The organism is Chitinimonas viridis, from assembly GCF_030409555.1.
In the GTDB taxonomy this organism is placed as follows: Bacteria; Pseudomonadota; Gammaproteobacteria; order Burkholderiales; family Chitinimonadaceae; genus Chitinimonas; species Chitinimonas viridis.
In genome coordinates, this window is the sequence record NZ_JAUFPU010000010.1 from 62,419 (window position 1) to 88,589 (window position 26,171).

The 26,171-nt window shown below is 63.7% G+C and carries 22 protein-coding genes; 14 read left to right on the plus strand and 8 right to left on the minus strand.

Annotation, left to right across the window (positions count from 1 at the left end):
• Nucleotides 1–28: 28 nt before the first annotated feature.
• From QWZ03_RS12515 to QWZ03_RS12565, 11 genes are all read left to right on the plus strand, one after another.
• Entirely contained in the window at nucleotides 29–2,863 is a 2,835-nt protein-coding gene (locus QWZ03_RS12515; RefSeq protein WP_290333023.1) for a valine--tRNA ligase, read from the plus strand.
• Nucleotides 2,864–3,104: 241 nt separating this feature from the next.
• Nucleotides 3,105–4,457 (plus strand): anti-phage deoxyguanosine triphosphatase, encoded by a 1,353-nt coding sequence (locus QWZ03_RS12520; protein WP_290333025.1) that lies wholly within the window; start codon nucleotides 3,105–3,107, stop codon nucleotides 4,455–4,457.
• 183 nt (nucleotides 4,458–4,640) lie between these two features.
• Nucleotides 4,641–5,867, plus strand: coding sequence for an MFS transporter (locus tag QWZ03_RS12525; protein ID WP_290333026.1), 1,227 nt, complete (start codon nucleotides 4,641–4,643; stop codon nucleotides 5,865–5,867).
• 11 nt (nucleotides 5,868–5,878) lie between these two features.
• On the plus strand, nucleotides 5,879–6,766 hold the full coding sequence (locus tag QWZ03_RS12530) for a DMT family transporter (RefSeq protein ID WP_290333027.1): 888 nt from the start codon (nucleotides 5,879–5,881) through the stop codon (nucleotides 6,764–6,766).
• A gap of 47 nt (nucleotides 6,767–6,813) precedes the next feature.
• Nucleotides 6,814–7,527 (plus strand): SapC family protein, encoded by a 714-nt coding sequence (locus QWZ03_RS12535; RefSeq protein WP_290333028.1) that lies wholly within the window; start codon nucleotides 6,814–6,816, stop codon nucleotides 7,525–7,527.
• Nucleotides 7,528–7,578: 51 nt separating this feature from the next.
• Nucleotides 7,579–8,364, plus strand: a complete 786-nt coding sequence (locus QWZ03_RS12540; RefSeq protein WP_290333029.1) for a substrate-binding periplasmic protein — start codon at nucleotides 7,579–7,581, stop codon at nucleotides 8,362–8,364.
• Nucleotides 8,364–9,038, plus strand: coding sequence for a TIGR01621 family pseudouridine synthase (locus tag QWZ03_RS12545; protein ID WP_290333030.1), 675 nt, complete (start codon nucleotides 8,364–8,366; stop codon nucleotides 9,036–9,038). The genes QWZ03_RS12540 and QWZ03_RS12545 overlap by 1 nt, the downstream gene beginning before the upstream one ends.
• A gap of 68 nt (nucleotides 9,039–9,106) precedes the next feature.
• Nucleotides 9,107–10,249, plus strand: coding sequence for an SPFH domain-containing protein (locus tag QWZ03_RS12550; RefSeq protein ID WP_290333031.1), 1,143 nt, complete (start codon nucleotides 9,107–9,109; stop codon nucleotides 10,247–10,249).
• On the plus strand, nucleotides 10,224–11,063 hold the full coding sequence (locus tag QWZ03_RS12555) for a substrate-binding periplasmic protein (RefSeq protein ID WP_290333032.1): 840 nt from the start codon (nucleotides 10,224–10,226) through the stop codon (nucleotides 11,061–11,063). Before QWZ03_RS12550 ends, QWZ03_RS12555 begins: the two co-directional genes overlap by 26 nt.
• 35 nt (nucleotides 11,064–11,098) lie before the next feature.
• On the plus strand, nucleotides 11,099–12,184 hold the full coding sequence (locus QWZ03_RS12560; RefSeq protein ID WP_290333033.1) for a TFIIB-type zinc ribbon-containing protein: 1,086 nt from the start codon (nucleotides 11,099–11,101) through the stop codon (nucleotides 12,182–12,184).
• A 221-nt stretch (nucleotides 12,185–12,405) separates the two neighbouring features.
• Nucleotides 12,406–12,624 (plus strand): DUF3330 domain-containing protein, encoded by a 219-nt coding sequence (locus QWZ03_RS12565; RefSeq protein ID WP_284198219.1) that lies wholly within the window; start codon nucleotides 12,406–12,408, stop codon nucleotides 12,622–12,624.
• A gap of 36 nt (nucleotides 12,625–12,660) precedes the next feature.
• Here the strand turns inward: QWZ03_RS12565 and QWZ03_RS12570 are convergent, their stop codons facing one another.
• From QWZ03_RS12570 to QWZ03_RS12595, 6 genes are all read right to left on the minus strand, one after another.
• Nucleotides 12,661–13,602, minus strand: a complete 942-nt coding sequence (locus QWZ03_RS12570) for a hypothetical protein (protein WP_290333034.1) — start codon at nucleotides 13,600–13,602, stop codon at nucleotides 12,661–12,663.
• A 10-nt stretch (nucleotides 13,603–13,612) separates the two neighbouring features.
• Nucleotides 13,613–14,251 (minus strand): RNA polymerase sigma factor, encoded by a 639-nt coding sequence (locus tag QWZ03_RS12575; RefSeq protein WP_290333035.1) that lies wholly within the window; start codon nucleotides 14,249–14,251, stop codon nucleotides 13,613–13,615.
• A gap of 7 nt (nucleotides 14,252–14,258) precedes the next feature.
• Entirely contained in the window at nucleotides 14,259–14,984 is a 726-nt protein-coding gene (locus QWZ03_RS12580) for a hypothetical protein (RefSeq protein ID WP_290333036.1), read from the minus strand.
• Between the two features lie 228 nt (nucleotides 14,985–15,212).
• Nucleotides 15,213–16,988 carry a vWA domain-containing protein gene (locus QWZ03_RS12585; RefSeq protein ID WP_290333037.1) on the minus strand — a complete coding sequence of 592 codons (1,776 nt, stop codon included), beginning with the start codon at nucleotides 16,986–16,988 and terminating at the stop codon, nucleotides 15,213–15,215.
• 206 nt (nucleotides 16,989–17,194) lie between these two features.
• The gene (locus QWZ03_RS12590; protein ID WP_290333038.1) at nucleotides 17,195–17,908 is read right to left on the minus strand and encodes a substrate-binding periplasmic protein; all 714 of its coding nucleotides are present in this window, start codon (nucleotides 17,906–17,908) and stop codon (nucleotides 17,195–17,197) included.
• Nucleotides 17,909–18,384: 476 nt separating this feature from the next.
• Nucleotides 18,385–21,075: a DUF2339 domain-containing protein gene (locus tag QWZ03_RS12595; protein ID WP_290333040.1), complete on the minus strand. Its 2,691-nt coding sequence runs from the start codon at nucleotides 21,073–21,075 to the stop codon at nucleotides 18,385–18,387.
• Nucleotides 21,076–21,348: 273 nt separating this feature from the next.
• Between QWZ03_RS12595 and QWZ03_RS12600 the strand changes: the two genes are divergently transcribed.
• The 3 genes from QWZ03_RS12600 to QWZ03_RS12610 are packed head-to-tail and all read left to right on the plus strand — an operon-like array spanning nucleotide 21,349 to nucleotide 23,966.
• Complete coding sequence (locus QWZ03_RS12600) at nucleotides 21,349–21,849, plus strand: GNAT family N-acetyltransferase (RefSeq protein ID WP_290333041.1); 501 nt, start codon at nucleotides 21,349–21,351, stop codon at nucleotides 21,847–21,849.
• Between the two features lie 28 nt (nucleotides 21,850–21,877).
• Nucleotides 21,878–22,549 carry a response regulator transcription factor gene (locus tag QWZ03_RS12605; RefSeq protein WP_284198228.1) on the plus strand — a complete coding sequence of 224 codons (672 nt, stop codon included), beginning with the start codon at nucleotides 21,878–21,880 and terminating at the stop codon, nucleotides 22,547–22,549.
• A 13-nt stretch (nucleotides 22,550–22,562) separates the two neighbouring features.
• Nucleotides 22,563–23,966 (plus strand): sensor histidine kinase, encoded by a 1,404-nt coding sequence (locus QWZ03_RS12610; RefSeq protein WP_290333042.1) that lies wholly within the window; start codon nucleotides 22,563–22,565, stop codon nucleotides 23,964–23,966.
• Between the two features lie 42 nt (nucleotides 23,967–24,008).
• Here QWZ03_RS12610 and QWZ03_RS12615 read toward each other — a convergent pair whose 3' ends face one another.
• Both QWZ03_RS12615 and QWZ03_RS12620 read right to left on the minus strand, forming a co-directional pair.
• Nucleotides 24,009–24,809 carry a hypothetical protein gene (locus QWZ03_RS12615; RefSeq protein ID WP_290333043.1) on the minus strand — a complete coding sequence of 267 codons (801 nt, stop codon included), beginning with the start codon at nucleotides 24,807–24,809 and terminating at the stop codon, nucleotides 24,009–24,011.
• Entirely contained in the window at nucleotides 24,806–25,882 is a 1,077-nt protein-coding gene (locus QWZ03_RS12620; protein WP_290333044.1) for a hypothetical protein, read from the minus strand. The genes QWZ03_RS12615 and QWZ03_RS12620 overlap by 4 nt, the downstream gene beginning before the upstream one ends.
• Nucleotides 25,883–26,171 lie beyond the last annotated feature (289 nt).

Genomic DNA, 26,171 nt, shown 5'->3' on the forward strand with positions numbered 1-26,171 from the left:
CCTTCCGCAACGCAGACAGATTCGCATCATGGAACTCGCCAAGAGCTTCGAACCCGGTGACATTGAGCGCCGCTGGTACCAAACCTGGGAACAGGCCGGCTATTTCAAGCCGAGCATGGACACATCGGTCCCGTCCTTCAGCATCCAGCTGCCGCCGCCCAATATCACCGGCACGCTGCACATGGGCCATGCTTTCAACCAGACCATCATGGATGGCCTGACCCGCTATTACCGCATGCAGGGCCACAACACCCTGTGGCTGCCGGGTACCGACCACGCCGGCATTGCCACACAGATTGTGGTGGAGCGCCAGCTGGCCGAACAGAAAGTCAGCCGCCACGACCTGGGCCGCGAAGCCTTTGTCGGCAAGATATGGGAGTGGAAGGAGAAATCCGGCGGCACCATTACCAGCCAGATGCGCCGCATGGGCTGCTCGGTGGATTGGTCGCGTGAATACTTCACCATGGATGGTGCGCGCTCCGAAACCGTGACCGAGGTGTTTGTCCGCCTTTTCGAGCAGGGCCTGATCTATCGTGGCAAGCGGCTGGTGAACTGGGACCCGGTGCTGGGCACCTCGGTGTCGGATCTGGAAGTCGAGAACACCGAAGAAGACGGCCATCTGTGGCATATCCGCTACCCGCTGGTGGACGGCAGCGGCCACCTGACCGTGGCGACCACCCGGCCTGAAACCATGCTGGGTGACGTGGCCCTGATGGTGCACCCGGAGGATGAGCGCTATACCGCCCTGGTGGGCAAGCGGGTGCGCCTGCCCCTGTGCGATCGTGACATCCCGGTGATTGCCGACGAATATGTGGACAAGGAGTTCGGTACCGGCGTGGTGAAGGTGACCCCGGCACACGACCCCAATGACTATCAGGTCGGCAAGCGTCACGGTTTCCCCTTGATCAACGTGATGTCGCTGACCGCCCATATCCTGGACGAGGCGCAGCTGTTCGGCTTTGATGGCAGCGTGCAGGGCAGCATCCCGCTGCCGGCCGGCTATGCCGGCAAGGAGCGCTATGTGGCCCGCAAGGCCATCGTGGCCGACCTGGAGACCCAGGGTTTGCTGGAATCAGTGAAGCCGCACAAGCTGATGGTGCCACGTGGCGACCGTACCGGTTCGGTGCTGGAGCCCATGCTGACCGACCAGTGGTTCATGGCCATGACACGGGTGGGTGAGGGTGATCCGACCGGCAAGAGCATTGCCGAGAAGTCGATCGAGGCGGTGGAAAGCGGCCAGGTCCGGTTTATCCCCGAGAACTGGGTCAATACCTACAACCAGTGGATGAAGAATATCCAGGACTGGTGCATCAGCCGCCAGCTGTGGTGGGGGCATCAGATCCCTGCCTGGTATGACGAGCAAGGCAATGTCTATGTGGCCCGCAACGAGGCGGATGCCGTCCGCCAGGCCGGTGGCAAGGTGCTGCGCCGCGACGATGATGTGCTCGACACCTGGTTCAGCTCGGCCCTGGTGCCGTTCAGCACCCTGGGCTGGACCGGCGATGCCGAGCAGGATGCCGCCAACCCGGCCCTGAATGCCTTTGTACCGTCCGGTGTACTGGTAACCGGCTATGAAATCATCTTCTTCTGGGTTGCCCGGATGATCATGATGAGTACCCATTTCATGGGCCGCGTACCGTTCAAGGATGTCTACATCCACGGCATTGTGCGTGACCATGAAGGCAAGAAGATGTCGAAGTCGGAAGGCAACGTCATCGACCCGGTCGACCTGATAGACGGCATTGCTCTGCCTGAGCTGGTGGGCAAGCGCACCACCGGCCTGCGCCGGCCCGAGAAGGCCCCGCAGATTGCCAAGGCCACCGAGAAGCTGTTCCCCGAGGGCATACCGGCCTACGGTACCGACGCATTGCGTTTCACCATGGCCAGCTATGCCACCCTGGGCCGCAATGTGAACTTCGATTTCAAGCGTGCCGAAGGCTACCGCAACTTCTGTAACAAGCTGTGGAACGCCACCCGCTTTGTGCTGATGAACGTGGAAGGCCAGGACACCGGCCAGGATGAAAGCCTGCCGCTGAGTTACAGCTTCATCGACAAGTGGATCATCGGCGAGCTGCAGAAGACCGAAATGGCGGTGAAGGAGGCGCTGGATACCTATCGTTTCGACCTGGCTGCGCAGGCCATCTACGAGTTTGTCTGGAATGCCTATTGCGACTGGTATCTGGAACTGGCCAAGGTGCAGATACAGCAAGGTGATGAGGCACAGCAGCGCGCCACGCGCCGCACCCTGGTCCGGGTATTGGAAGTGGCCTTGCGGTTGGCTCACCCCATCATCCCCTTCATTACCGAAGAGCTGTGGCAGACCGTGGCACCGTTTGCCAATGCGAAGAAGACCGAGTCGCTGATGCTGGCGGCCTGGCCATTGGCGCAGGTCGAGAAGATAGACGAGCAGGCCAACAGTCGTATGGCCCAGTTCCAGGCCTTGACCATGGCGGCCCGTACCCTGCGCAGCGAGATGAGCCTGTCGCCGTCGCAACGGGTGCCCTTGTTCCTGGAAGGGACGGCGGCCGAGCTGGCGGAGTTCGGGCCTTACCTGACCTTGCTGTGTCGCCTCAGCGAGGTGCAGGTGGTGGCGCAGTTGCCGGCCGACGATGCACCGGTACAGGTAGTCGGTGGCACCCGCCTGATGCTCAAGGTCGAGATAGACCGTGAGGCCGAGAGGGCACGTTTGAGCAAGGAAGTGGCGCGGCTGGATGGTGAAATTGCCAAGGCCAATGCCAAGCTGGCCAACCCGGCCTTTGCCGACAAGGCACCGGCAGCCGTGGTGGAGCAGGAGCGCAAGCGCTTGGCCGACTTCAGCGAAACGGTAGAGAAAATGCGGGCGCAGCTGCAAAAGCTGGCCTGAGTTTGACCCTGTAGCTGGAAGCGCGCCCTTAGTGGCGCGCTTTTTTTATGGCAAGCTAGGCTTTACCCGGCGCATTGCCGGGACTGTGGTAGCTGCAAATACGATTCAATCACCTGTCGGAAGCGCCGCCACCAAGGCGCCGCGCGGACGCAAACAAGCTGTTTTCAGCGCTTCCCTAACAAGACCGGATGCGCATCGGGCATGGGCCATGGTGCGCAGAACAGGCTCTGGAGTAAATGTCATGACGATATCCATGCAACAACTGGCCGACCGCATGGGCGGTGTCAGCCAGCGCAGTTATGAAACCCGTACCGAGGACGAGCGTGACTACGCCCGTATCGTCCATTCCGCCGCATTTCGCCGCCTGCAGGGCAAGACCCAGACGCTGGGTGTGGCCGAAAGCGACTTTCCCCGCACCCGGCTGACCCATTCGCTGGAAGTGGCGCGCATAGGCAGCGGCATAGTCCAGGCCTTGCGCCGCCGGCTGGCTGGGCATGGCCCGGCATTGGGCCTGCGTGAGGCCCAGCGGGCCGATGTGGCCGCGCTCCTGCCCAGCGACCAGCAGATTCAGTGTATCTGCCTGGCGCATGATATCGGCCACCCGCCGTTTGGCCATGGTGGCGAGATGGCGCTGAATTTCCATATGCGCGAGCATGGTGGCTTTGAGGGCAATGGCCAGACCCTGCGCATACTTGGGCGGCTGGAAAGCTACAGCCAGCAACACGGCATGAACCTGACCCGCCGTAGCCTGCTGGGGGTGCTCAAGTACCCGGCACCCTATAGCAAGGTGGTGAATCAGCAACCCTTGAACCCTGGCGTGGGCCTGACCGAGCTGCGGGCCGGCCTACTGAAACCGCCCAAGTGCTACCTCGACAGCGAGGCGGATATCGTGGCGTGGTTGCTGGCGCCCTTTGTCGGCGATGATCGCGAGCGGCTGCAGGCCATCGTCGCTGGCGCTGAGGGGGAGCATGCCAAGCCCTGTCACAAGGGTTTCGATACCGCATTGATGGAGCTGGCGGACGATATCTCCTATGGCGTGCATGATCTGGAGGATGCCACCTCGCTGGATCTGGTGCGGCCGCAGGACTGGGCGGCCAGCATGGCCAGGGCCGACAATCTGCCGGCCTGGTTTGACCAGGACAGGCTGGGCAAGCTGTTCTTTGGCGAGCCTTATCAGCGCAAGGAGGCCATAGGCGAGATCGTCCATCGCCTGATCCTGTCCATCGTGCTGGTGGAGGATGAGGCCTTCCAGCATCCCATGTTGCGCTGGCAGGCCAGCCTGCCGCCGGCCGAGCGCTGTCTGCTGCGCAGCCTGCATGGCATGGTGGTCAGCCGTGTCATTGGCTTGCCGGGCACCCAGATGCTGGAGTTCAAGGGCCAGCGCATCGTTGGCGACCTGTTTTCCGTCTACGCCAGCGACCCCATGCGCTTCCTGCCCGAGACAGCTCGCCGCCAGCATGCCGAAGCGCTTGATGCCGAGGCGGCCATCCGGGTGGTGTGCGATCACGTCGCCAGCCTGACCGACGAGCAGGCGGCGCGGCAGTTCCAGAAGCTGTTCATGCCCAAGATGGGGTCGGTGTTCGATGTGATGTGAGGGCCTTGCATAAGCGCGCAAGCGGTTCAGATTGTTAGTTGCCGCGCCGGCCCCAGGAGACCCGGGGAGGCTGACCATGTCGTGGGTCTCAAGCCGCGACGGCAGCTTGATGTGGCACTATCCCTCGCTTCATTCCCCGCCCCCGCAGCTTGCCTGGGTGATTGTTTTACATAGTGAGTGTTGATGTCGTTCCAAAAAATCCATTTGCCCCTGGCTGGGCTGGTCAGCGCGGAGACGCTTTCGCTGCTGGGCAATCAGGTGGCTGCGGTGGCCATTCCCTTGCTGGTGCTGCAGCAAACCGGCTCCGCCTTGATGACGGGCCTGGCGGGTGCGGTGGCGGTGCTGCCCATCCTGCTGGCGGCCCTGGTGGGTGGCCGCGCCATAGACCGGTTCGGGCCGTGGCGCGTCAGTCTACTGGCCGATGTGCTGAGCGGTGTATCGGTGCTGGCCCTGCCGCTGGCGTTTGCCTGGCATGGCCAACTGCCGTTGGCCTGGATACTGCTGTTGGTATTCGTGGGGGCCTTGTTCGACCCCAGTGGTTCGGCCGCCCGCCAGATCCTGGTGCCCAGCCTGGCGCGGTTGGCGCGGCAGCCGCTGGAGCGGGTCAATGCTTTGCGGGGCGGTCTGGAGAATGGCGCTGATTTCGCCGGCCCCATGCTGGCTGTCGGTCTGGTTGGGTTGCTGGGGGCGGCCGGCGCGCTGTATGTCAATGCGGCCAGCTTTCTGCTGTGCGCCTTGCTGGTGGCCTTGCTGGTGCCGCGCAAGCCAGTGCGGGCACGGCGCGAGCCGGATGAATCGGCCTTGGCCGGTGTGCGTTTTATCCTGCGCCACCCCAGGCTGCGCCCCCTGGCCTTGCTGAGCATGATGGGCAACTTCGTGCTCTCGCCCTTTCTGGGCTTGCTGCTGCCCTTGCTGGCCGTACAGGTACACCACAACACCACCCTGCTGGGGCTGTGCCTGTCGGCCTTTGGCATCTGTGCCACGCTGGGAGCGCTGGCCTTTGCGCGCCTGAGCCGCTATTTCAGCCGCAGTGCCATCTTCTATGGCGGGCAGCTATGCACGGCGCTGGCCATTGTGCTGTGCGGCCTGGCCCAGGCGCCAGCGGGTTTGCTGGCCGCTTCAGCGCTGGCCGGCTTGCTGTTGGGGGCCGGCAACCCCTTGCAGCAGACCCTGTTGCAGGAAGAAACCCCCAAGGCGCTGGCCGGCCAGGTCTTTACCGGCATGGGCGCCATCAGCTTCGGCGCCGGCCCGCTGGGCCTGCTGTTGCTGGGTGTGGCGGCGCAGTACCTGGGTGCCGGCACGGCCACCTTGCTGGCGGGCGGCGCCTTGCTGATCAGTGCGTTGCTGGGCTGGCTACTGGCGCCGTTGCATGGCCGCAGCCCAGCTGCCGTCATGCCGCAACAAGGATAGTGAGGTAGTCTGTGTCCCTGCTCAACAACCGCCGTCTCAGCGGCGCCCTGCTGATACTGCTGTCAGCCCTGTGCTTCGGGGTAATGCCGCTGTTCGGCCGCCTGGCGTATGCCGAAGGGGCGGATACCCAGGCCGTGCTGTTGCTGCGTTTTGTCATTGCCGGCGCCTTGCTGGCCGTCTTGATGCTGCTGCGCCGCGAGCGCTGGCCTCGGGGCAAGCTGGCGCTGGGCTTGCTGGCCATGGGGGCGGTGGGCTATGCCGGCCAGGCCTTCAGCTATTTCACCGCGCTCAAGTATGCCAGTGCTTCGCTGACGGCTCTGTTGCTCTACACCTTTCCGGTCATCGTCACCCTGATAGCGGCGGTCTGGCTGCATGAGCCTTTGACCCGTCGCAAGGTGGTGGCCCTGTTGCTGGCCTCGGCCGGCCTGGCGCTGACGGTGGGCGATGCCTTGTCCGGCTCGCCGGTGGGCATCGCCTTTGGCCTGGGGGCTGCGCTGATCTATTCGGTCTATATCGCCGTGGGGACCAAGCTGACTCCCCAGGCCGGGGCCTTGCCCAGTGCAACCGTGGTCATGCTGGGGGGCGCCCTGACTTTCTTGCTGGTGTCGCTGTGGCAAGCGCCCGTCATGCCGCACAGCCCTTTGGGCTGGGGGGCCATCGCCGCTATCGGGGTCATGTGTAGCGTGTTAGCCGCACTGGCCTTCTTTGCCGGGCTGGCACGCGTGGGCGCCTCTGAAGCCGCCATGTTGTCCACTTTCGAGCCGGTGGTGACCGTGGTATTGGCCGCCTGCTTGCTGGGTGAACGACTGTCGGTCTCGCAGTGCTTGGGCGGTGCGGTTATCATCGCTGCCGTCCTGCTGTTGGCGAAGTCACCTGCCAGCGGCACACCACCGGAATAATTCAATGGCCTGGGCATGCGCCCAGGGTCACCTTCGAGGTAATACCCATGTTCTACAACAACGTCGTCCCGCTGGATGCTACCAAGCATGCTGACCTGAAACTGAGTCTGGCTCAGAACTTCAATTTTGCTGCCAAGGTGCATGCCGTGCCCGTGGTCGGCGCCGAGTTCTCCTCGCTGATGCGCGACTACGCCATCGTGTTTGCTGAAACCGGTGAAAAGACCTACTCCCCCACCGTGATGCTGGGCCTGCGTGCCCAGGAGAACCTGTTTGTCGATGCCGAAGGCAACTGGGATGCGCCCTATATCCCCTTCTTCGTGCGCCGCTTCCCCTTTGTCACCGTCGAAGTCGAGAACGACGATGCCGTGCTGTGCATTGAAGAGAGCGTGGCACGCACCATGCAGCGCGAAGAAGATGCTGCCATCTTCGTCGACGGCAAGCCCACTGATGCCATGAAGCAGTTTGCGCAGCTGATGTTCCAGTCGCGCGACGATGGCAAGCGCTCCGGCGACCTGGCCAACGAGCTGGGCAAGGAAGGCCTGCTGCACCAGGTGTCGGCCAGCGCCGAACTGCCAGGCGGCCCGGTCAGCATGGACGGCATGTGGGTGGTGGACGAAACCAAGCTGCGCAATATCTCGGCCGCCAAGGCTGACGAGTGGCTGAAGAACGGCACCATGTCGCTGATCTACGCCCACCTGTTCTCGCTGGCCAACCTCGATGGCTTGGTCAATCGCCTGCAAAAGCGTACGCCTGCCGCCTGATCAGTCTGCTGAACACATGGCGACGTCCTCGGTCTATGCTGGAAGCCCGGCATGATGGGCGTCGCCATGTTGCGTTTACTGCTGCTGATTCTGGTGTGTTCCCTGCCGCTGCGGGCTGAGGTCGTGGTGCGTGCCTGCGGTGGCGAGGGGGAGTGGATACCCTCCAGCTATTTCAAGCGCGTCAACGGTAGCAAGACCGCCGAGGTGGCCGGGTATTCACCCGATGTATTGCGCGCCGCCCTGCAGGGCAGTGGTTACCGGGTCGAGTTTGCGTTGTTGCCCTGGTTGCGTTGCCAGCGCGAGGTGGAGCAAGGCCAACGCTTCCAGCTGGCCATGGGCATGCTGCACAGCCCGGAACGGGCGCGGCTTTATCGCTTCAGCGATGCCTATCTGCGGTTTCAGCCAGGTTACTTCTATCTGCACAGGCGCTATCCGCAGGGTTTGCAGATACGCCAGCTGGATGAGCTGAGCCGGTACAAGGTGTGTGGCCTGTATGGCTACAACTATGGCTTTACCCGCCTGCGGCCAGAACAGATGGACAACGGTGCGCTGGATTACCCGGCGGCCATGGCCAAGCTGGCCTTCGGGCGCTGCGAGATGTTGATCGAAACACTGGAAGTGATGGCTGGCCAACGTCGGCTTGGGCGCCTGCCCTACGATGCCGATCTGTTGCGTGGCCGACCCCTGCCGGAAACCCCGCCGGTAGTGGCCCATTTTGCCATCAGCCCGCAGATGGCGGATGCCGATGCCTTTCTGCGGATTCTCAATGCCGGACTGGCCCGCTTGCAGCGTGAGCGCAAGCTGGAGGTCATACTGCGTATGCATACTGCTCCCTGATGCTGACCCTGCTTGCGGACGAGCCGCACTTCATCCTGATAGACAAACCTGCTGGCCAGAGCTTTCACCGCGAAGGCGAAAAGCGGGGCGTGCTGGAGTTGCTGCGTGAACAGACTGGCGTTGGGGAGCTGCATGCAGTGCACCGGCTGGACCAACTGACATCGGGGCTGCTGCTGGTGGCCAAGGGTGCCGAGGCGGCGGCGGAATTTGGCCAACTGTTTGCCCAGCGGCAGATACGCAAGTACTACCTGGCGCTGTCGGATCGTGCGCCCGGCAAGAAGCAGGGCACGCTCAGCGGCGATATGGAAAAAGGCCGCAATGGCAGTTGGCGTCTGTTGCAAAGCCGCCAGGATCCGGCGGTGACCCAGTTCTTCACAGCAGGCGTGGGCAATGGCCAGCGCGCCTTCGTGGTCAGGCCGCTGACTGGCCGCACACACCAGATACGGGTGGCCCTCAAGGCGCTGGGCAGCCCCATACTGGGGGATGCGCGCTACGGCGGCAGCGAGGCGGACCGGGGCTATCTGCATGCCTATGCCCTTGAATTCAGCCTGGGCGACACCCACTACCGTTATGCCTGCCCACCCCGCGAGGGCGAGCACTGGCATAGCCCCGGTGGGCAACTGGCCTTTGGTCGTTTTGCCGAACCGTGGTGTCTTGCTTGGCCTAGAACCTGACTAGGGCTATTGTTGTAAACCTCCGGGTTGCCAGGCAGCCGGGGGATCAATACATAAGGAGTATGGAAATGAGTCTGTGGAACAAGCTCACCGCTGAGTTTATCGATATTGTCGAGTGGACCGAGGACAGGCCTGAGGTGATGGCACATCGGTTCGAGCGGCATCAGAATGAACTCAAGATGGGCGCAAAGCTCACGGTGCGCGAAGGCCAGCTGGCCGTGGTGGTGAACGAGGGGCAACTGGGCAAGAACCAGGTGGCCGATGTGTTCACGCCCGGCATGTACACCCTCAATACCGAGAACATGCCCATACTGGCCACCCTCAAGGGTTGGAAGTATGGCTTCAATTCGCCTTTCAAGGCCGAGGTGTATTTCTTCAACACCCGCAAGTTCACCGATCTCAAGTGGGGCACGGCAGGCCCGGCCACCATGCGCGATCCGGAGTTCGGCGCGGTGCGGGTTACCGCCTTTGGCCTGTATGTGATCCGTATTGCCGATGCCAAGACCTTCCTGGTCGACATCATGGGCACCAAGGCCGAGTTCACCACCGAGGATATCGAGGCCAACCTGCGCGGCAAGGTCGGTACCCGTATCAAGGAAGTGATGCCGGAGATCGGCGTGCCGGTGATAGACCTGGAAGGCAAGGTCACCCTGGTCGGCGAGAAGATACGTGAGCGTATCGCGGGCGATTTCGCCGGCATGGGCCTGGAGCTGTGTGAAATACAGGTGCAGGACATCGGCCTGCCGGAAGAGGTCGAAAAAGCCATCGACCAGCAAGGCGCCATGCGTGCCATCGGCAATATGCAGCAGTTTGGCCAGTACCAGGCAGCCCAGGCCATGCGCGATGCTGCGCAGAACCCCGGCATGGCCGGCACCATGATGGGCATAGGGGTGGGCGGCATGCTCAACCAGGGCATGGGCAATCTGTTCCAGCAGCCTGCCCAGGCCGGTGGCGGCATCTCGGGTTCGGCACCTGCGCCGGCAGCACCGGTTCCGCCGCCCATACCGGGTGCGGTCAGCTTCCATGTGGCGGTGAACGGCCAACAGGCCGGCCCGTTCGACTTGGCGGCACTGCAAGGGCAGCTGCAGGCGGGTAGCTTCAACCGCGACAGCCTGGTCTGGAAGGCCGGCATGGCCGCCTGGGGCAAGGCCGGCGAGCAGCCGGAGCTGGCAGCCCTGTTCGCCCATGTCCCACCACCCATACCGCAGTAATGTGATCTACCCGGCGCCGTGGGCGCCGGGTTTCTTTCACAACCCTGCCATCGCCATGATACGAATGCTCGGCCAGTTCCTGCTGTTGCTCTGTAGCGTGCTGTTGACGGCTGCACCGCCACCAGCCCTGCCTGTGGTGCGTGTTGCCGCGCCTGAGGGCATGGACGCCACCGTGCAGGTGGGGGAGCTGGTCTTGCGCGAGGCCTATCGGCGCATAGGCTACGAGATGCAGCTGGAGAAGCTGCCCAGCCTGCGTTCGCTGGCGGTAGTGGATGCCGGCAAGTATGACGCCGAGCTGGGACGTATCGCTGGGATGGAGCAGCAGTACAGCAATCTGCGTGTCGTCCCGACCTCACCCCTGTCGCTCACCGTGGCGGCCCTGACGCTCAAGCCGGAAATCGTGGTGCGTGATTGGGAAGACCTGCGGGGCTGGCGGGTGGCGGCGCAGCGCGGCGTCAAGGTGGTAGAGGCCCGGACGGCCGGTATGGATGTCAGTTTCGCCACGACACCCGATGCCATGGTGCGCATGTTGCTGGCGGGTAGGGTCGATGTGGTGCTTGGCAGCCCCATCAGCATGCCGGCTGTACTGGCAGGCATGCGCCAGCGCGGAGAGTTGGCGGCGGATACCCGTTTGCTGGAGCGGGAGTTCTACAGCATGCCGGTCTACCATTATGTCCATACCCGCAACACCCATCTGATCGTGCCGCTTGAGCAAGCCTTGCTGGCCATGCGCAAGGATGGTTTCATCGACCGCGCGCTGCAGCAAGTCACGGCACAGCAAGTCGACAATGCGCTCGGCAAGCACAAGCCCTAACCACAACATTCGACCCGACCTAGTCGTCAGCCTACATGACCACCAACCATTACCCTTGCACGGCCTGCGGTGCCAAGCTTGAATTCGCGCCTGGCCAACACGCGCTCCAGTGTCCTTATTGCGGCGCGCAGAACGCCATTGCGGTGGCGGACGTAGCGGAGCAGGAAACCGCAGTAACCGAACTCGATTACCAGGCTTACCTGGCCCAGGCGGCAGGCAATGAGCCGCAGATAGAGCGACAGACGGTGAAGTGCCCCGGCTGTGGTGCCGCATCGCAGCTGCCGGCCAATACCACGGCAGACCGCTGCCCCTTCTGTGCCGTGCCGCTGATTGCCAGCAATGCCTATGCCCAGCGCACCATACAGCCCAAGGCGGTAGCGCCGTTCGAGATCAAGGAAAACCAGGCCAGGGCCAGCTTCAAGGACTGGATACATGGCCTGTGGTTCGCCCCCAATGCCCTGAAGCAAGCCTACCGCGCCGCCAGCGGCTTGAAGGGCATCTACCTGCCTTACTGGACGTATGATGCCAATACCGACACGCCCTACCGTGGCGAGCGGGGCGACTACTACTATGTGAGCGAGACCTATACCGACAACGGTGTCACCAAGACCCGGCAGGTACGCCGTACCCGCTGGTCTTCGGCTGCGGGCGAGGTCCACGTGGGTTTTGACGATGTCACCGTGCCGGCAACCCAGTCGCTGCCCACGCAGTACCTGCATGGACTGCAACCCTGGCGCCTGGACAAGTTGCAGCCCTATCGCGAGGACTACCTCACCGGCTTTACCGTGGAAGCCTACCAACTGGGCCTGCAACCGGGCTTTACCGCAGCGCAGGGGCTGATGGAGCCCACCATACGGGAGGCCATCCGGCGTGACATCGGTGGTGACGAGCAGCGCATTCACAATATGTCGCCGCACTACTACGACATCACCTTCAAGCACATCCTGTTGCCCATCTGGTTGTCCAGCTACCAGTATGGCGGCAAGACTTGGCGCTTTGTCGTCAATGGCCAGACTGGCGAAGTCCAGGGCGAGCGTCCCTGGTCGGCCTGGAAGATCGCCGGGGCCATCTTGCTGGCCTTGCTGCTGCTGTTTGTGGTGATCTACCTGAGCGGGGAATAGCCGCTGCCTGGCGGGGGGGCGCCGGCTATCGGATTGATTGCCTGTATCAACTTCACAAGCTGCTGGGGTGGGCGTAGTGTGGTGTGAGAGCCTGTTTGTGATCTTTTCATCACACCGTTCGAGGCTGATAAGGTATTGAACCCGGCGGCGAGGCGGAAAGATTGTATTCAGGCTACGAGGGAGTGTATCGGTGCAGCAATGCTGCTTACCAGGAGATTGCCATGCATGCTCATCCCACCCAGGCACAGGTGCCGGCCCTGCCCACGTTGAATTGCCAGGTATGCCTGGCCGAGATTCCTGCTTCTGAAGCCGCCAGCAGCGAAGCTACCGATTATGTGGCGGCCGTCTGCGGGCTGGAATGCTACGTGCAGTGGCAGGCACAGACCGGCGCCGTGGTGCCGGAGCCGCCGCCGGCTGGAGAGAAGGCTGCCGAAGCTTAGTGTCACCCGGCCTTCTCGCCTTCTGAAAACCTCCAGTCAGGGCTGGGCTGCGTCCTCTAGCAGGTAACGCAGCTCCCTTGGCAAGGGGTGGTCTGGCCAGCGCTGCTGTAGCAGCCGGGCTTGCCTGCGCGCCTCATTTTCCTTTCCCACCTCCAACAACTGGCGGATGCTGGTAATCCAGCGCTCCGGTGTAGCGTCCGGTTTGGTCGTCGGTGGTGGCATGCTTTCCAGCATCTTGCGTAGCGCCGGGGCGGTATGCTCCTGGCTGCGGCCGGCGGCAGGTTTGGCCGCAGCAGGTGCCGGTGCGGGCATCGCCTGCGGCGCAGGTGCGGCTGGCGCCAGGATGGGCGGGCTGCGTTTGTCCTGCCTGGCCATTGCGTCGCCAGCTACCGATTCGGCTTCCCGCGCCGGTTCTGGTTCCGGTGCCGGTGCCGGTGCGGCCAAGGCAGCTGGTGCCGCATGCTCGGCGCTCTCCATCAACCCCGGCTCCATCGCCGGGCGCATCTCTGCCGGCGGTGCCTGGCGTGGCTGTGCGAGGCTGCGGCGGGTTGCCGGTACGCTGGTGGTCACCGGTTCTTCTTGCGCTGGCGGAGGAGCGGCTGCGGCGGTGCTTGCCGATTCCAGCTTCTTTTCATCTTTGCTGCCGACCGCTGCATCGGCAGACGGGGCCGCCGGGGCTTCTGGCACCGCCACAGGTGCTGACATCTCTGCTGCCAGCATGGGCTCGTCCAGCCGAGTTTCCTCGCTGTCGCGTAGTTGCAGGCTGATACCCAGGGCCAGCATCACCGTGGCGGCCAATCCCAGGGGGACACCCCAGTTGCGGCGGGGCCGGGCAGGGAAGGGGATGACCTTGGCGCCGTCTTGAACCGCATTGCGGGCGGCAGCCAGGATGGCGCTGTCCAATGCTGGCGGCGGCAAGGGTTGTTCCAGTGCCGCGTAGGCCTGGCTCAGTGCCTTGTCGTCGTCATCGGGTTTCATGGTGTCCATCTCAGCTTACCCCCGCCAGCGTGGCTTTGAGCTTGGCCACGGCATAGCGTAGCCGGCTCTTGGCCGTTTCCATGGGCACGCCGGTCAATGCGGCAATGTCTTCCAGGCTCATTTCGGCCTGCTCGCGCAGCAGGAACACTTCACGCTGCACCGCAGGCAATGCACGCAAGGCGGTGTCCAGTGCCTGGCCCGCTTGCTTGCCTTCCAGGCGGCTGGCGGGCTCTTGGCGGCTGTCTCCCGCTACACGGGCCAGCGGGTCCTCGTCGTCCTCATTCAGAAAGTCGCCCAGCAGGGCGGGTTCCTTCAATCGTATCCGGTCTATCAGCTTGTTGCGGGCGATGCCGAACAGCCAGGTACGGAAGCTGGCCGTGGGCCGATAATCGTGGCGGGCGTTGACGACCGCCAGCCAGGTTTCCTGAAACACATCATCAACCCAGGCTGTACGGGGCGACTGCCGGTGCAGAAAGCCGTACAAGCCGGCTTTGTGCAGCGCGTACAGGCGCTCGAACGCCACCGCCTCGCCACCGGCGTAGGCAAGCATCAAGGCAGTATCGTCATGGGCAGGCTGCATGGCAGGCGAGTGTAGCGGAATGCCGGACTCGCCGCCTGCACTGTCCACGCTGGGGTGGTAGCCTTCCACTGGCTGATCAGCCCTCTTTGGCAGTGATCTTCAAGCGGGTGTAATAGATGCCACTGCGGCCTCGGTAGCCGGAATCGGTGCCAAACATCACCCACAGCTCGCCCGAACCGTTGGTGGTCAGCGACAGCGGGTTGCTGCTGTTGCTCAGCAGCTTGTTGCGGTAGGGGCGGTTGACGCAATCGGTGCTGTCGGTGGCGACATTGCCCAGTACCCGGGTATCGCGGCCACTGGTTTCCTGGTTACCCTTGTCCCAGTTCATCCGCCAGTTCTTGTTGGCGTCCACCAGGGCTAGTGGTTCCTGCACGCTGGCCCCAGCCTTGAGGAAGACCGACTCCCCAGGGGAGCCGGTTCCGCCGGTGCAGTTTGCGCTGCCGTTGCTGGCGAACTCCGCCTCAAAGGTCAGCTTGTAGGCCTGGTTGGGCTTGAGCTTGTCGATCTTGCGCTTCACATACATCCACAGATCGGTACTGTGGTTGTTGCCGCTCATATGTATGCCCCTGACCGTAAACGGCACGGGCAAGGCACGCCAGGACGATGTCAGCTCGTAGTAGGTATCCTGGCCTTGCTCAAAATCGGCAAAGCCGGATACCCAGCCCTGTGCGCTGGTATCCAGGTTGTACTCATAGGTCAGGTTGGTGCCTGGCTGCTCGGGTTCACCCACGCCAACCTCGGTATTGCAGGCGCTGAGCAGCAGCGGAACCAGGGGGAGCCACAGGTAGTTTCTTTGGCGCATGACCATTCTTCCTCTTTCTATCGATTGTTGTTGTGCCGGCCTGCCCTGCAGGCAGCGTGCGGGCTTGCTTTGGTAGTAGGCTCGCCGTCTGGTTCCCGGCATGCTGCCGCTATCAGGGAAAAGCCTAGCCTGCCGGGCCGCCTTTGCCTACGCTCATTGTGGCTGGGTAGGGTGCGGGCAGCCTGGTCAGCAACTTAGAGCGGCTACCAAAACCCAACGTAGCGGCGCTTACTCGGCAATCTGCGGCTGCGCCTGCGCATCCTGCCCTACCAGTGTTTCTGCCAGGCTGATCAAGCGCAGGAATTCCCCCCGGTAGCCGTAGCGATCCTCCCCCCGCGCGCCAGCGGCCAGTGCCTTGATCTGGCCAAAGTCAAAGTTGCCCAGATGCTTGCCGCCTTCCGCCAGGCGCTGGCCAAATGCGGCCACGGCGGCTGCAAAGCGCAGGTCTTCGCTGGGGCGCGGGCTGATCGCATCGCGCCGCACAGGGAAGGCCAGCAACTTGCTGTCTTCTCCGTGCGCGGCCTTGTAGCGCAGGCGCAGATAGCCCAGCTCCTGATCCTTGCCGGTCAGCAGCGGCTTGTTGATGCCATAGCGCAGGGGCTCCACCGCACCGCGCTTGCCCGCCAGGGTGATCTCATACAGGGCAGTCACCCGGTGGCCGGCACCGATTTCGCCGGCATCCACCTTGTCGTTGTTGAAATCCTCGCGTTTGAGCGCGCGGTTCTCAAAACCGATCAGGCGATACTCCTGCACGGTCTGTGGGTTGAATTCCATCTGTATCTTGACGTCGCTTGCGACGGTAGCGAGGGTGGAGGTGAACTCGTCGACCAGCACTTTCTGCGCTTCGTTCAGGGTGTCGATGTAGCTGTAGGCACCGTCGCCGGCATCGGCAATCTGCTCCATCAGCTGTTCGTTGTAGTTGCCGGTGCCAAAGCCCAGCGACGACAGCGATACACCGGAGCGGCGTTTTTCTTCCACTAGATTCTTCAGGGTCTCAAAGCGAGTGATGCCGACATTGAAGTCGCCATCGGTGGCCAGCAGGATGCGATTGATGCCGCCTTTCACAAAGCCCTGCTCGGCCATCTGGTAGGCCAGCTGGATGCCGGCGGCGCCTGCGGTGGAGCCGCCCGCTTCCAGGCTATCGATGGCCGCCATGATTTCGCCACGCCGGGCACCGCTGGTGGGCGGCAGTACCACGCGGGTGCCGCTGGCATAGGTCACCAGCGAGACGTGATCCTGCGGCCGCAACTGGCGGGTGAACAGCTTCAGCGCCTCACGCAGCAGGGGGAGCTTGTCGGCCGAGTTCATCGAGCCCGAAACATCGACCAGAAACACCAGGTTGGCCGGTGGTAGTGCCTGCTTGGCGGGGTCGGCCGCCTGTATGCCTACCCGCAGCAGCAGGCTGTTCGGGTTCCAGGGCGTGGGGGCCAGTTCGGTGCTGACGGCAAACGGGGCCTTGCCTTGGGGCAGGGGGTAGTCATAGGGGAAGTAGTTGACCAGCTCTTCCACCCGCACTGCGTCACGTGGGGGCAGTTGGCCGCCGTTGAGCAGGCGCCGCACATTGCTGTAACTGCCGGTATCGACATCAATGCTGAAGGTGGAGACAGGCGATTCCGCTGCCAGGGTAATGCCATTGCGTTGCAATGCCTGGTAACGCTCGCGGTTCTCCGGTGCTGCCGGCACATACTGCCGTACTGCTGGGGAGGCAAGGCTGTTGCCACCCATGGGCATGCGCTTGGATAGCGAGACTTGCGGCTTGGCCAGGCCGGTGGCCCGAACACTATCGGCGCTGGCAAGAGGGCTCACCGCAGGCGCTGCAGGGGCTTCTGCGGCTGGCAAGGGCTGCTGTGGCGGCGGTGGGGCAACGGCTTCGGCTATTTGCAGGGCGTTGTCGGCCTTCTCTGCCTTGCTCCCTTCGGCCGTGGTAGTGATCTCAGGCTGGTGGGTGGAGCAGGCGGCCAGCCAGATGCTGGTCAGCAGGGCAGTCAGGTGCTTGGGGGTCATGGCGGTCTCCGCGTGGGTGGAATGATGCTTGAACGGCGCCATGTGCTGAAACGGGTTAAGAGCCGCTAACAAAACCCTTCTGGCGTTGTTGTGCGAGCTTGCCGTACCCACGTACTGTCTGCGCTAGCACGCCTAGCCAGAACCGCTGCGCTGGGTTTTGTTAGCGGCTCTAAATCCTGGCAAATGATTGGCTGCTTGCCACCAAGCTACTGGTAGCGCTTGAGCAAGGCGGCCATTCTGGCCTGGCCGGGTCCCTCGCAAGCGGCCTTGAGTCTGGCCATTGCGGCCTGATCCTGCATCAGCGGGGATTTATGCGAGATATAGATCACCACGGGCTGCACATCGATCTCCAGCCAGTGGTAGTCGCGGCTTTTCAGCCCAGCCTGCTCCAGTGCGCTGATAGAGCCGGGGCGGGACACGAAAGTGGCATCCAGCCTGTCGGCCATCAGCATGCGCAGCCCTTGTTCCACCGACTCCAATGGATACAGGTTGGCGTCCAGCGATTTCAGCCTGTCGAGCGCGCGCGTGCCGCGGGGTACGCCTACCACCATGCCACTCAGGCGCGAGGGGGCCAACTGCTTATAGCGCTGGCGCTTGTAGAGGACACCAGAGCGTATCTGTCCGATCTGACACAGCTGCGATGCAAACTCGTCTCGCTCGGCGTCGGGTATCAGGACGGCGGCCACGTTCTCTCCGCTTTTCAGGCCGTTGATCGCCCTGACATAGGGCAGGGTGGACAGGGAAATCGTGATGCCTGCACGGTCAAACAGAAAGCGCAGTATCTCGGGAGAGACGCCGCGCTCGGGTTGATCGGGAAAGGTCCAGGGAAAGACCGGTACCGTATAGGCGGTCAAGGGGGCAGCCTGCGCGCTCAGGCACAGCAGCAGGGCCATGGCAAGGCGGCTGTGCCAGGTCAGCATGGGCCGCTTGCCTGCAGATGAGGCTGAGGTGGCGGGCCGTTGGTCTACTAGCAGTCGATGCATGGGGTCTGCGTGCTTTCCTGTGGTACCAGTCATCCTGCGTGGTGCTGCTGTCGTCGGTAAGGCTTCATTGTCAGGGTGCCAGGGGACACCGTGTGCCTCTTCATCCTGCTTTCAGCTTAGAGCCTGTTCAAAGTCTTTTCACCGCGTCGTTCGCAACCTTGCCGGATGAAGGGCAAGGCGCAAGACGCGCAGCGGGCCGGCGCGCGGCGAAGAGACTTTGAACAGGCGCTTAGAAGGAACTTCCAGAAACCTCGCTCTCTCAGCAATATGGCGTTGCGCGGAAAAAAGCTTCTCCTTAAATATCAGTCATATGCTGCGTCTGGCTTTTATGCGCGCGTCTTCTCTTGTGGAGAAAGCGAGGCCTATGGAAGCCACTTGGGCCTGTCATGCGCTGAGTAAGTGAGTAGGGGATGCTAGGGCCTCTCCTTGCTTGCTTCGCCAGCCTGTGCCGGCGGTACAGGCGCAAACCAGCCCACGGCGACCAGCAGCAGACCCACACCGAGGAAGGACACCACCCTGGCCAGGCTGCCTGCGCCAGCAAGATCCACTACAAACAGCTTGAGTACCGTCACCCCCACCAGGCAGGCCCCAGTCACCCATAGCGCGCGCCAGCGGACGCGGGTGGCAGACCACATGGCGGCCAGGGCTACGCTGGTCCACAGCAGCGATAGCGCAGCCTGGTAGCCCTGATCGGGCCATAGCGATGCCTGGCTGAAGTTCAGCCCGCCCAGGTGGTGGAAGCCCCTGGCCAGCAGGCTGTTGAGCCAGGCAAACAGCAGCAGGGCCAGACCCGCCTGGATGGCTGGGCGCAGCTCGGCCAGCTTGGCGGCAGGGTAGGGGCTGCGCAGCCAGCGCAGCAGGGCCAGGGCGGCCATCCACCAGCCCAGGTCCAGCGGATTGAGCAGGGGCCACCAGGCCAGCGGGCTGGCGCTGCCGCTGCTGGCCCAGGGGGCGATCAGCAGGGCGCCAGCAGTCAGGGCTGCGATCGGCAGGGGTAGGTGCCACAGGTAGTCGCGCCGATAGCGGCGTGACGGCCAGCGGGCCTGCAGCGGGGCCAGTGTCTGGCACAGCAGCGCCAGGCAAAGGGCAGCCAGGCCGCCCAGCCAGATCCAGCCCGAGCCACTGCCTATGCGGCTGCTGCCATCGGCCAGCACCCACACCAGCCAAGCCGTCAGGAGCCAGCCTCCCATCAGGTGGGCTAGCTGCCTGCCCAGCCTGGGCAAGGTGCTCTCACGGTAATACAGCAAGCCCATGGCCAGCCCATAAGCCAGCGGCCAAGCCAGCCAGCCGCCCTGTTGCAGCGGGGTGGCCTGGCGGTCGGCTGCCAGTAGCAACACCACGGCCAGTGCGGGCAGCAAACCCAGACCGGGCCAGCGCAATGCCGGCCAGGCCAGTGGGCCGGACAGTAAAGTGGCCAGCAAGGCCAGGCCGGACAGGAGGGCGAGCCAGGCTACGATCAGGTGTTGGTCGGGCATGAATTGCGCCAGGCTGACACCGCCGCCAGCCAGCAACAGCAGCAAGCCCCACAGCAGCAAGACCAGGTGCGGTGTGCGGGGGCTGGCGCGATAGCATACGGCGCCGGCCAGCCAGGCGGCGATGCCTACCAGACTGGCTGCTAACAGGCGGCCATTCCACCAGTGTATTTCCCGCTCTATCTGCGACAGCTGTGCCAGTACGATGAGACCTGCGGCAAAGATCAGCAGGTAGCCGGTCAGCTGGCTGAGCAGGCGCTGTTGGCGATGGCCCAGCCACAGCAGGCCGGCGCCTTCCAGGGCCCAGCTGGCGGCTGTCCAGCGGCCGTCGAGCGCCAGCGGTATGGTCAGGGTGGCAAAGCCAGTGGCCAGTATGCAGAACGATTCAGCCAGTAGCCCCATGCCGGGGCGGCGGCGCAGGCTTAGCCATAGCGCGCCATAGACCAAGGCCATGGCGGCCGCAGACCAGGCATTGCCATGGGCAAAATCGCTGACCAGCATGACTTGCAGGCCAAAGCCGACCAGCGGCACGCCAAACACCAGGGTGGCATCGACGGGATCGCGCACCAGCTGGCCCAGCTTGGCTTCTGCCTGTCTATGCCGGGTAAAGGCGACGGCCAGCGCCACATACAGCAGCCAGAACCCCACCAGGAAAGGCTCGGTGGTGGCGAAGTGCTCATGGGTGTAGCGCAAGGTGCCCCAGCCCGCGCCGATGACGAAGGTGAACAGGAAGCCCAACAGGTTCAGTCCGCGCCAGGCACGCAGGCGGGCAACCCAGGCGATGCCGAGATTGAGCACAGCGTAGTAGCTGAACAGCATGATATGACTGCCCTGGCCGGTACTGGCCAGGATGGGGGCCAGAAAGCCGCCCGCCAGCCCGATGATGGCCAGTGACTGGGCCGACTGGGTGACTGCCAGTGCGGCGGAGAAGGTGGCCAGGCCCGCCAGCAGTGCGAAGGCAGCGCCTGCGGGCAGCAACTGATGCAGGTGCAGCGCTGCGAACACTGTCAGGAAGGCAATGCCTAGGCCGCCGCCCTGCAAGGCATGGGCAAACACCGGCTTGCGCTCGCGTTGGCGCCAGCCGAAGGTGATGGCGGCAGCCGCACCGGCCATGACGGCCAGGTAGCGGCTCTCTACCGGAAAGCGTACATATTGGGCGGCGTACTTGAGCAGGAAGGACACGCCTATGATCAGCAGCAGCACGCCTATCTTGACGGCCGGGTTGCCAGCCATTATCCAGGCCAGTGCACGATCAACCACGGTGGGGCCGGTCTCTACGGCGGCGGCATAGGCTGGCTCGGGGAAGGCTGCCGGTGCTGGCGCCGGCGCGGCCGCCTGGACGGCAGGCTGCACCGCTGCGGTTGCTGCTGGCTGCGGGGGCAGCGCCAGAGCGGCGTCGATGCGAGTCTCCGGCACCGGGCTGGCAACGGTCTCCGGCGGGGCGGTCGCAGGCACGGCCGATGGGGATGGTGGCGCGTCTGCCTGCAGCCTGGCCTGCAGTGCCCGTATCTGTGCGCTGTGATCACGCTCGCGACCGAGTAACCAGCCCAGCAGGCCGCCCAGCAGCCAGCCGCTGTCGTGCCATATCACGGCACCGATGACCAACCCGACAAACAAACCCAGCCATGCCATAGATGCTCCTTGAGGCCAGTTCACCCTAGGCGAAGAGGCGAAAAGACATTTCTTAGAGCCGCTAACAAAACCCTTCTGGCGTTGTTGTGCGAGCTTGCCGTACCCACGTACTGTCTACGCTCGCACGCCTAGCCAGAACCGCTACGCTGGGTTTTGTTAGCCGCTCTTAGTGTGGCCTTATCTTGGTCGAGCGGGGAGTGGTGTGCAAGCAACATGGCGTCTGGGCGGGCGGCGGCATAGAATCCGCTACCGTCCGTCGCGTTTTTCCATCCCATGTTGATACGCCAGCTTGTTCCTGCCGATCTGGACCTGTTTCGGGCTTTGCGCCTGGCAGGCTTGCGCGAGTGTCCGGCGGCCTTTGCCGCCAGCCTGGAGGAGGAAGCCGAACTGCCACCGGGCCAGATGAGCGAATGGCTGCAGGCCGGCCCACACGGCTGCATACTGGGTGCTTTCGACGGAGAGGTGCTGGTCGGCGTGGTAGGTTTGGGCCGAGAGCGCATGCGCAAACTGCGGCACAAGGCCGTGGTCTGGGGCATGTATGTGGCGGCTAGCCATCGGCGTCGCGGCGTGGCGCTGGCCTTGCTGCAGTCACTCAAACAGCGGGCTGCCGGGATGGCAGGCCTGCGGCAGCTGAACCTGGGGGTACATACCCGCAATGCGCCGGCTCTGGCGCTGTATGCAGCGCTGGGTTTTACCGTGTATGGCACCGAGACACACTGCATGCAGGTGGATGGCACATGGCACGACGAATATCTGATGGCTTGCACACTGTGAGCCGCGTGGACCAAGCAGGCGACCCCTTATGAAATTGCTATTAGCCGAAGACGATGCTGTATTGGCCGATGCTCTGTTGACTAGCCTGGCACGCCTGGGTTTTGCCGCTGAGCATGTCAGCAATGGCCTGGTAGCCGAGCAAAGGCTGCTGGCTGCCGATTACGATGCCGTGATCCTGGATCTGGGCCTGCCTGGTCAGGGTGGCTTGGCGGTGTTGCGCAAAGTGCGGGCGCAGAAGCCCGGCCTGCCCATCCTGATACTGACGGCGCTGGACGGGCTGGAAGACCGGGTGGCCGGGCTGGATGCCGGTGCCGACGACTACCTGGCCAAGCCCTTCGAGTTTGTCGAGCTGGAGGCACGCCTGCGAGCGCTGTTGCGCCGTAGCAAGGCGGCGGGCAGCCCCCGCGACGAGGCACGGTTTGGACGGCTACGGCTGGACCGGGCCGGGCAGCGGGCTTGGGCCGATGATCAACCGCTGGATCTGTCGGCCCGGGAGCTGGCCGTGCTGGATGTGCTGCTGAGCAATGCCGACCGGGTGGTGACCAAGGAACAGATTGCCGCTGAACTGAGCGGCGACGAACTGGGCGCCAATGCCATCGAGGTGTATGTGCACCGCCTGCGTAAGAAGATAGAGCCAGCCGGTGTCGGGGTGAGGGCCGTACGGGGCCTGGGCTATCTGCTGGAAGCCCGGCCGCTGTAGGAGGCCCGGTGCCATGAGCAAACCACGCAAGCTATCGCTGCATCGGCAACTGCTGATCTGGCTGCTGGCGCCGCAGTTGTTGCTGTGGCTGGCGGCGGCATTTGTGTCGTACTCGGTGGCGCTGCGCTATGCCGATGAGGTGATAGACCGCAGCCTGGTGCAATCCAGCCGCGCCTTGGCACGTCAGGTGAAACCGCTGGGCGAGGGGCTGTATATCGATTTTCCCCGCGCTGCCCGCGAGATACTGGAAGAAGACCCCAGCGACCGTTTGTATTACATGGTCAGCACTCCGCCCGGTGAATTCATCCTTGGTGAGAAGGATATCCCGCCCACCCCGCGTGAGCTGGCGCGCGAGGTGGGCAAACCCTATTTTTACGACGGCGTCCTGCGTGGCCGTGTGGTGCGGGTAGCCGCCTTGTACCTGCGCATCGGTACCGAGGAGCGGCCCCAGACCATGCTGGTGCAGGTGGCCAAGAGCACGGCGCTGCGTACCCAGCTGCAACGGGATATCCTGATTGATACCGCACTGCCATTGGCTTTGCTGCTGGTGTTGACCAGCGTGCTGGTGTGGGCCGGTATCAGCCGTGGTCTGTCGCCCTTGCGGCATTTACGCCGGCTGGTGGAGAAACATTCGCCGCGTGAGCTGAGTGCGTTGGAGGTGGAAAACGCCCCGGCCGAGGTGCGGGCGCTGGCACGGGCCATCAACAGCTTGCTGGAAGAGGTGCACGGCCAAGTGGCGGCGCAGCGGCGGTTTATCGCCGACGCAGCCCATCAGCTACGCACGCCCCTGGCGGGCTTGAAGTCCCAGTCCGAGCTGGTGCGCGGCGAGTTGAACCAGACCGAGCCTGACCGTGCTGCCCTGTTGCAGCGTCTGGCACAGATCGAGACCAGCGTGGCCCGCGCCATCCGGCTGGTCAACCAGTTGCTGGCACTGGCCCGGGCCGAACCCGATGCAGCGTTACCGCTAGCGCCGCTGGATCTGGTCCGGCTGGCCCGTGAGGTCACCATGGAGGCCGTACCCCGTGCACTGGCAAGGCAGATAGACCTGGGGCTGGATGATGCGCCGGCCAAGCTGCTGATCAGTGGTCACGACGGTCTGCTGCGGGAACTGCTGGGCAATCTGATCGACAACGCCATCCAGTATTGCCCGGCAGGCAGTGAAATCGGTGTCAGGGTGGTGGACGAAGGTGCCCATGCCGTTCTGGCGGTTTACGACAACGGGCCAGGGATTGCCGAAGCCGAGCGCGGCCGGGTGTTCGAACGTTTCTATCGCGGTGCCATGGAAGGGCAGGGCAAGGGCTGCGGCCTGGGCCTGGCCATCGTGCAGGAGATTGCCCGCCGCCATCATGCCCAGGTGCTGCTACAGGACAAACCACCCCATGGCCTGCGTGTGGTGGTTCGGTTCCGGCTTACTTAGAGCCTGTTTGGACTCGGGTCTTTGATGGGTAGTGAAAACGGGCTAGGCGCGTTTTCCCGGCTTGGCTTGGGCAGAGACACCGGCCGGTAGCGGGAAGCGTGCCCGCAGCCAGCGGCCCGGCGCGGTTTGCTGGCGTAGCTGTTCCAGCTCGGCCAGCCTGTTGCTGGTAAACGGCGGGCTGTTGGCAGGGTTGCGCAGCTCTAGCAGTCGCAGCTTGCAGCCTTGGGCCAAGGGGCGGCCCAGGGTGGCAGCCATCCATAGCAACAGCAGATTGCCCAAGAGGGCCAGCCAATGCAAGCCACTGCCTTGCTCCAGCCAGGGGCGCAGGACGTGGTAAAGCGGAACCGAGGCTGCTGGGGCGATCAGCCAGCTGGCCTTGCTGCGTTGCGCAGCTGTGGTGCTGGCCTGCAACTGGCGGCTGTCCAGCTTGATCTGGGTACCGGGCCAGGCAAGGGTCTTGGCGTCGGAGTTGGGCCAGGGCGCCTTGCGCCACTCCAGCACGACCATGCTGCCCAGCACGATCAGGTAGGCCGCCAGCAGCGCCAGCCAGGTCAGGCCGGCCTGTGCCTGGCCCAAGGCCAGCGTTGCCAGGCAGAAGGAGAGGGGCAGCATGAACAGCAAGGCGTGCAGGCTGCTGATGATGGCTGCCCGGCTGCCGAACAGCGACAGATAGCAGACCGCCAGCCCATCCAGCAGAAAGTAGAACCCCAGGACGACAAAGGCCGCCAAGGCCCAGCGCCAGTCGGCTTGTGCCCATACGGCCAGGCTGGCCGGCACGGCCAGCAGCCAGCCATGCCAGGCTTTGCCCAGCAGCAGCGGCAGGGATGCCGGCGGGTGGGTCATCGCTTGACGCCGAGCGCCGAGGCGGCGGCGTTGCCGGCGGCTTCGTCGCCGCCGTAGCGGCTCCAGGCGGCCTGCACAGCGACCCCGGCAACCAGGCTCAGGGCAAACACAGGCCAGCCAAACGGTGTGAGCAGCAGCAGGCCACGTGCCGCCATCATGCCCACTGCCACGGCGGTGCCGGTACCGGCGGCAACGCCCAGCGCATTGCCGCTCTGGCTCTTGGCCGAGCGCACGGCGAAGCCACGCCAGTCCACCGCTAGGCCATCGGCTGTGCGGCTGGTGCTGTCGTAAAAATCGAAGGCGGCCGTGGGGCCAAAGGCCAGGATGCCGCCGCCCACCTTGCTGCCGGCGGCACGCAGCAGCATGCTCGACTGCGCACGGGAGTCCGCTACGCCATCGGCCAGGGCCTGCAGGCGGCGCATGTCATGGGCGCTGCTGCGCATGCTGGCAAACGACTGGGTGGCACGGCCGCCAAATGCCGCTGTGGGTATCTGGTGCAATACCTGCACAGGCAGGTTGCGTACCGTCACCCGTATCTGGGCGCCGCGCCGCAACTGGCCGTTGGCGCCAATGCGGTGGGCGTAGATGGTGATGTTGGGGCTGAGCCGTATCGACTGCACGCCGCCAGCCCGCAGCCGGGCAAAGCCCTGTGCGGCATGGCGGGCCCAGTAGGCCCTCAGGCTGCTTTCAACCACGCCATGGATGTTGCCAGCGATATTGCCCGGCCCGATCAAGGAATCCTTCAGCGGACCATACCAGGCGTTGAAGCTGGCATTGGCCTGCTCCGGTGTCATCGGCTTGTCGGGCAGGGTCTGGGTGCTGGCGACCAGCAGCACCGCCGTTTCTGGATCAGTCTGCACCAGGGTGGGCAGCAGCGCAGCCAGTACGGGCTTGTCTAGGGCGAAGTCGCCATCATAGGGCATGGCGTACTCATCGAACTGGTAGCGGCTGCAGGAGCGCGAAGCGCTGCCGTAGGCCATGCCGGGTTCGATGACTGCTTGCGGACGCAGGGCATGTGCCTGCTTGAATACGACGGATTCTGCGTGGGTGCGGGGCTTGGTGATGAAGGGCATCGAATGGGTAAGGATATCGGCTCAGTTATATGTCATAAATTTTACCACTGAGACGCAGCTGGCTGCTTGGTACCAATACCAGTGCGCGGTGCCGGGTTGCGGTGGTGGGTTGCAAGCAGGCCGGGGTGGCGACCGACTGTGTAACAAAACAAGATGTTGCCCAGTTGGCTATGACTAAGTGTACCCCACACCACAGTGGGCCTTGCCCCGATGCTGTGCTGCGATCGCCTTGAAATGGAGCACAGGCTGGAGCTTTGCGCTTTCATGGTGCAATGCAATATTGAAACTT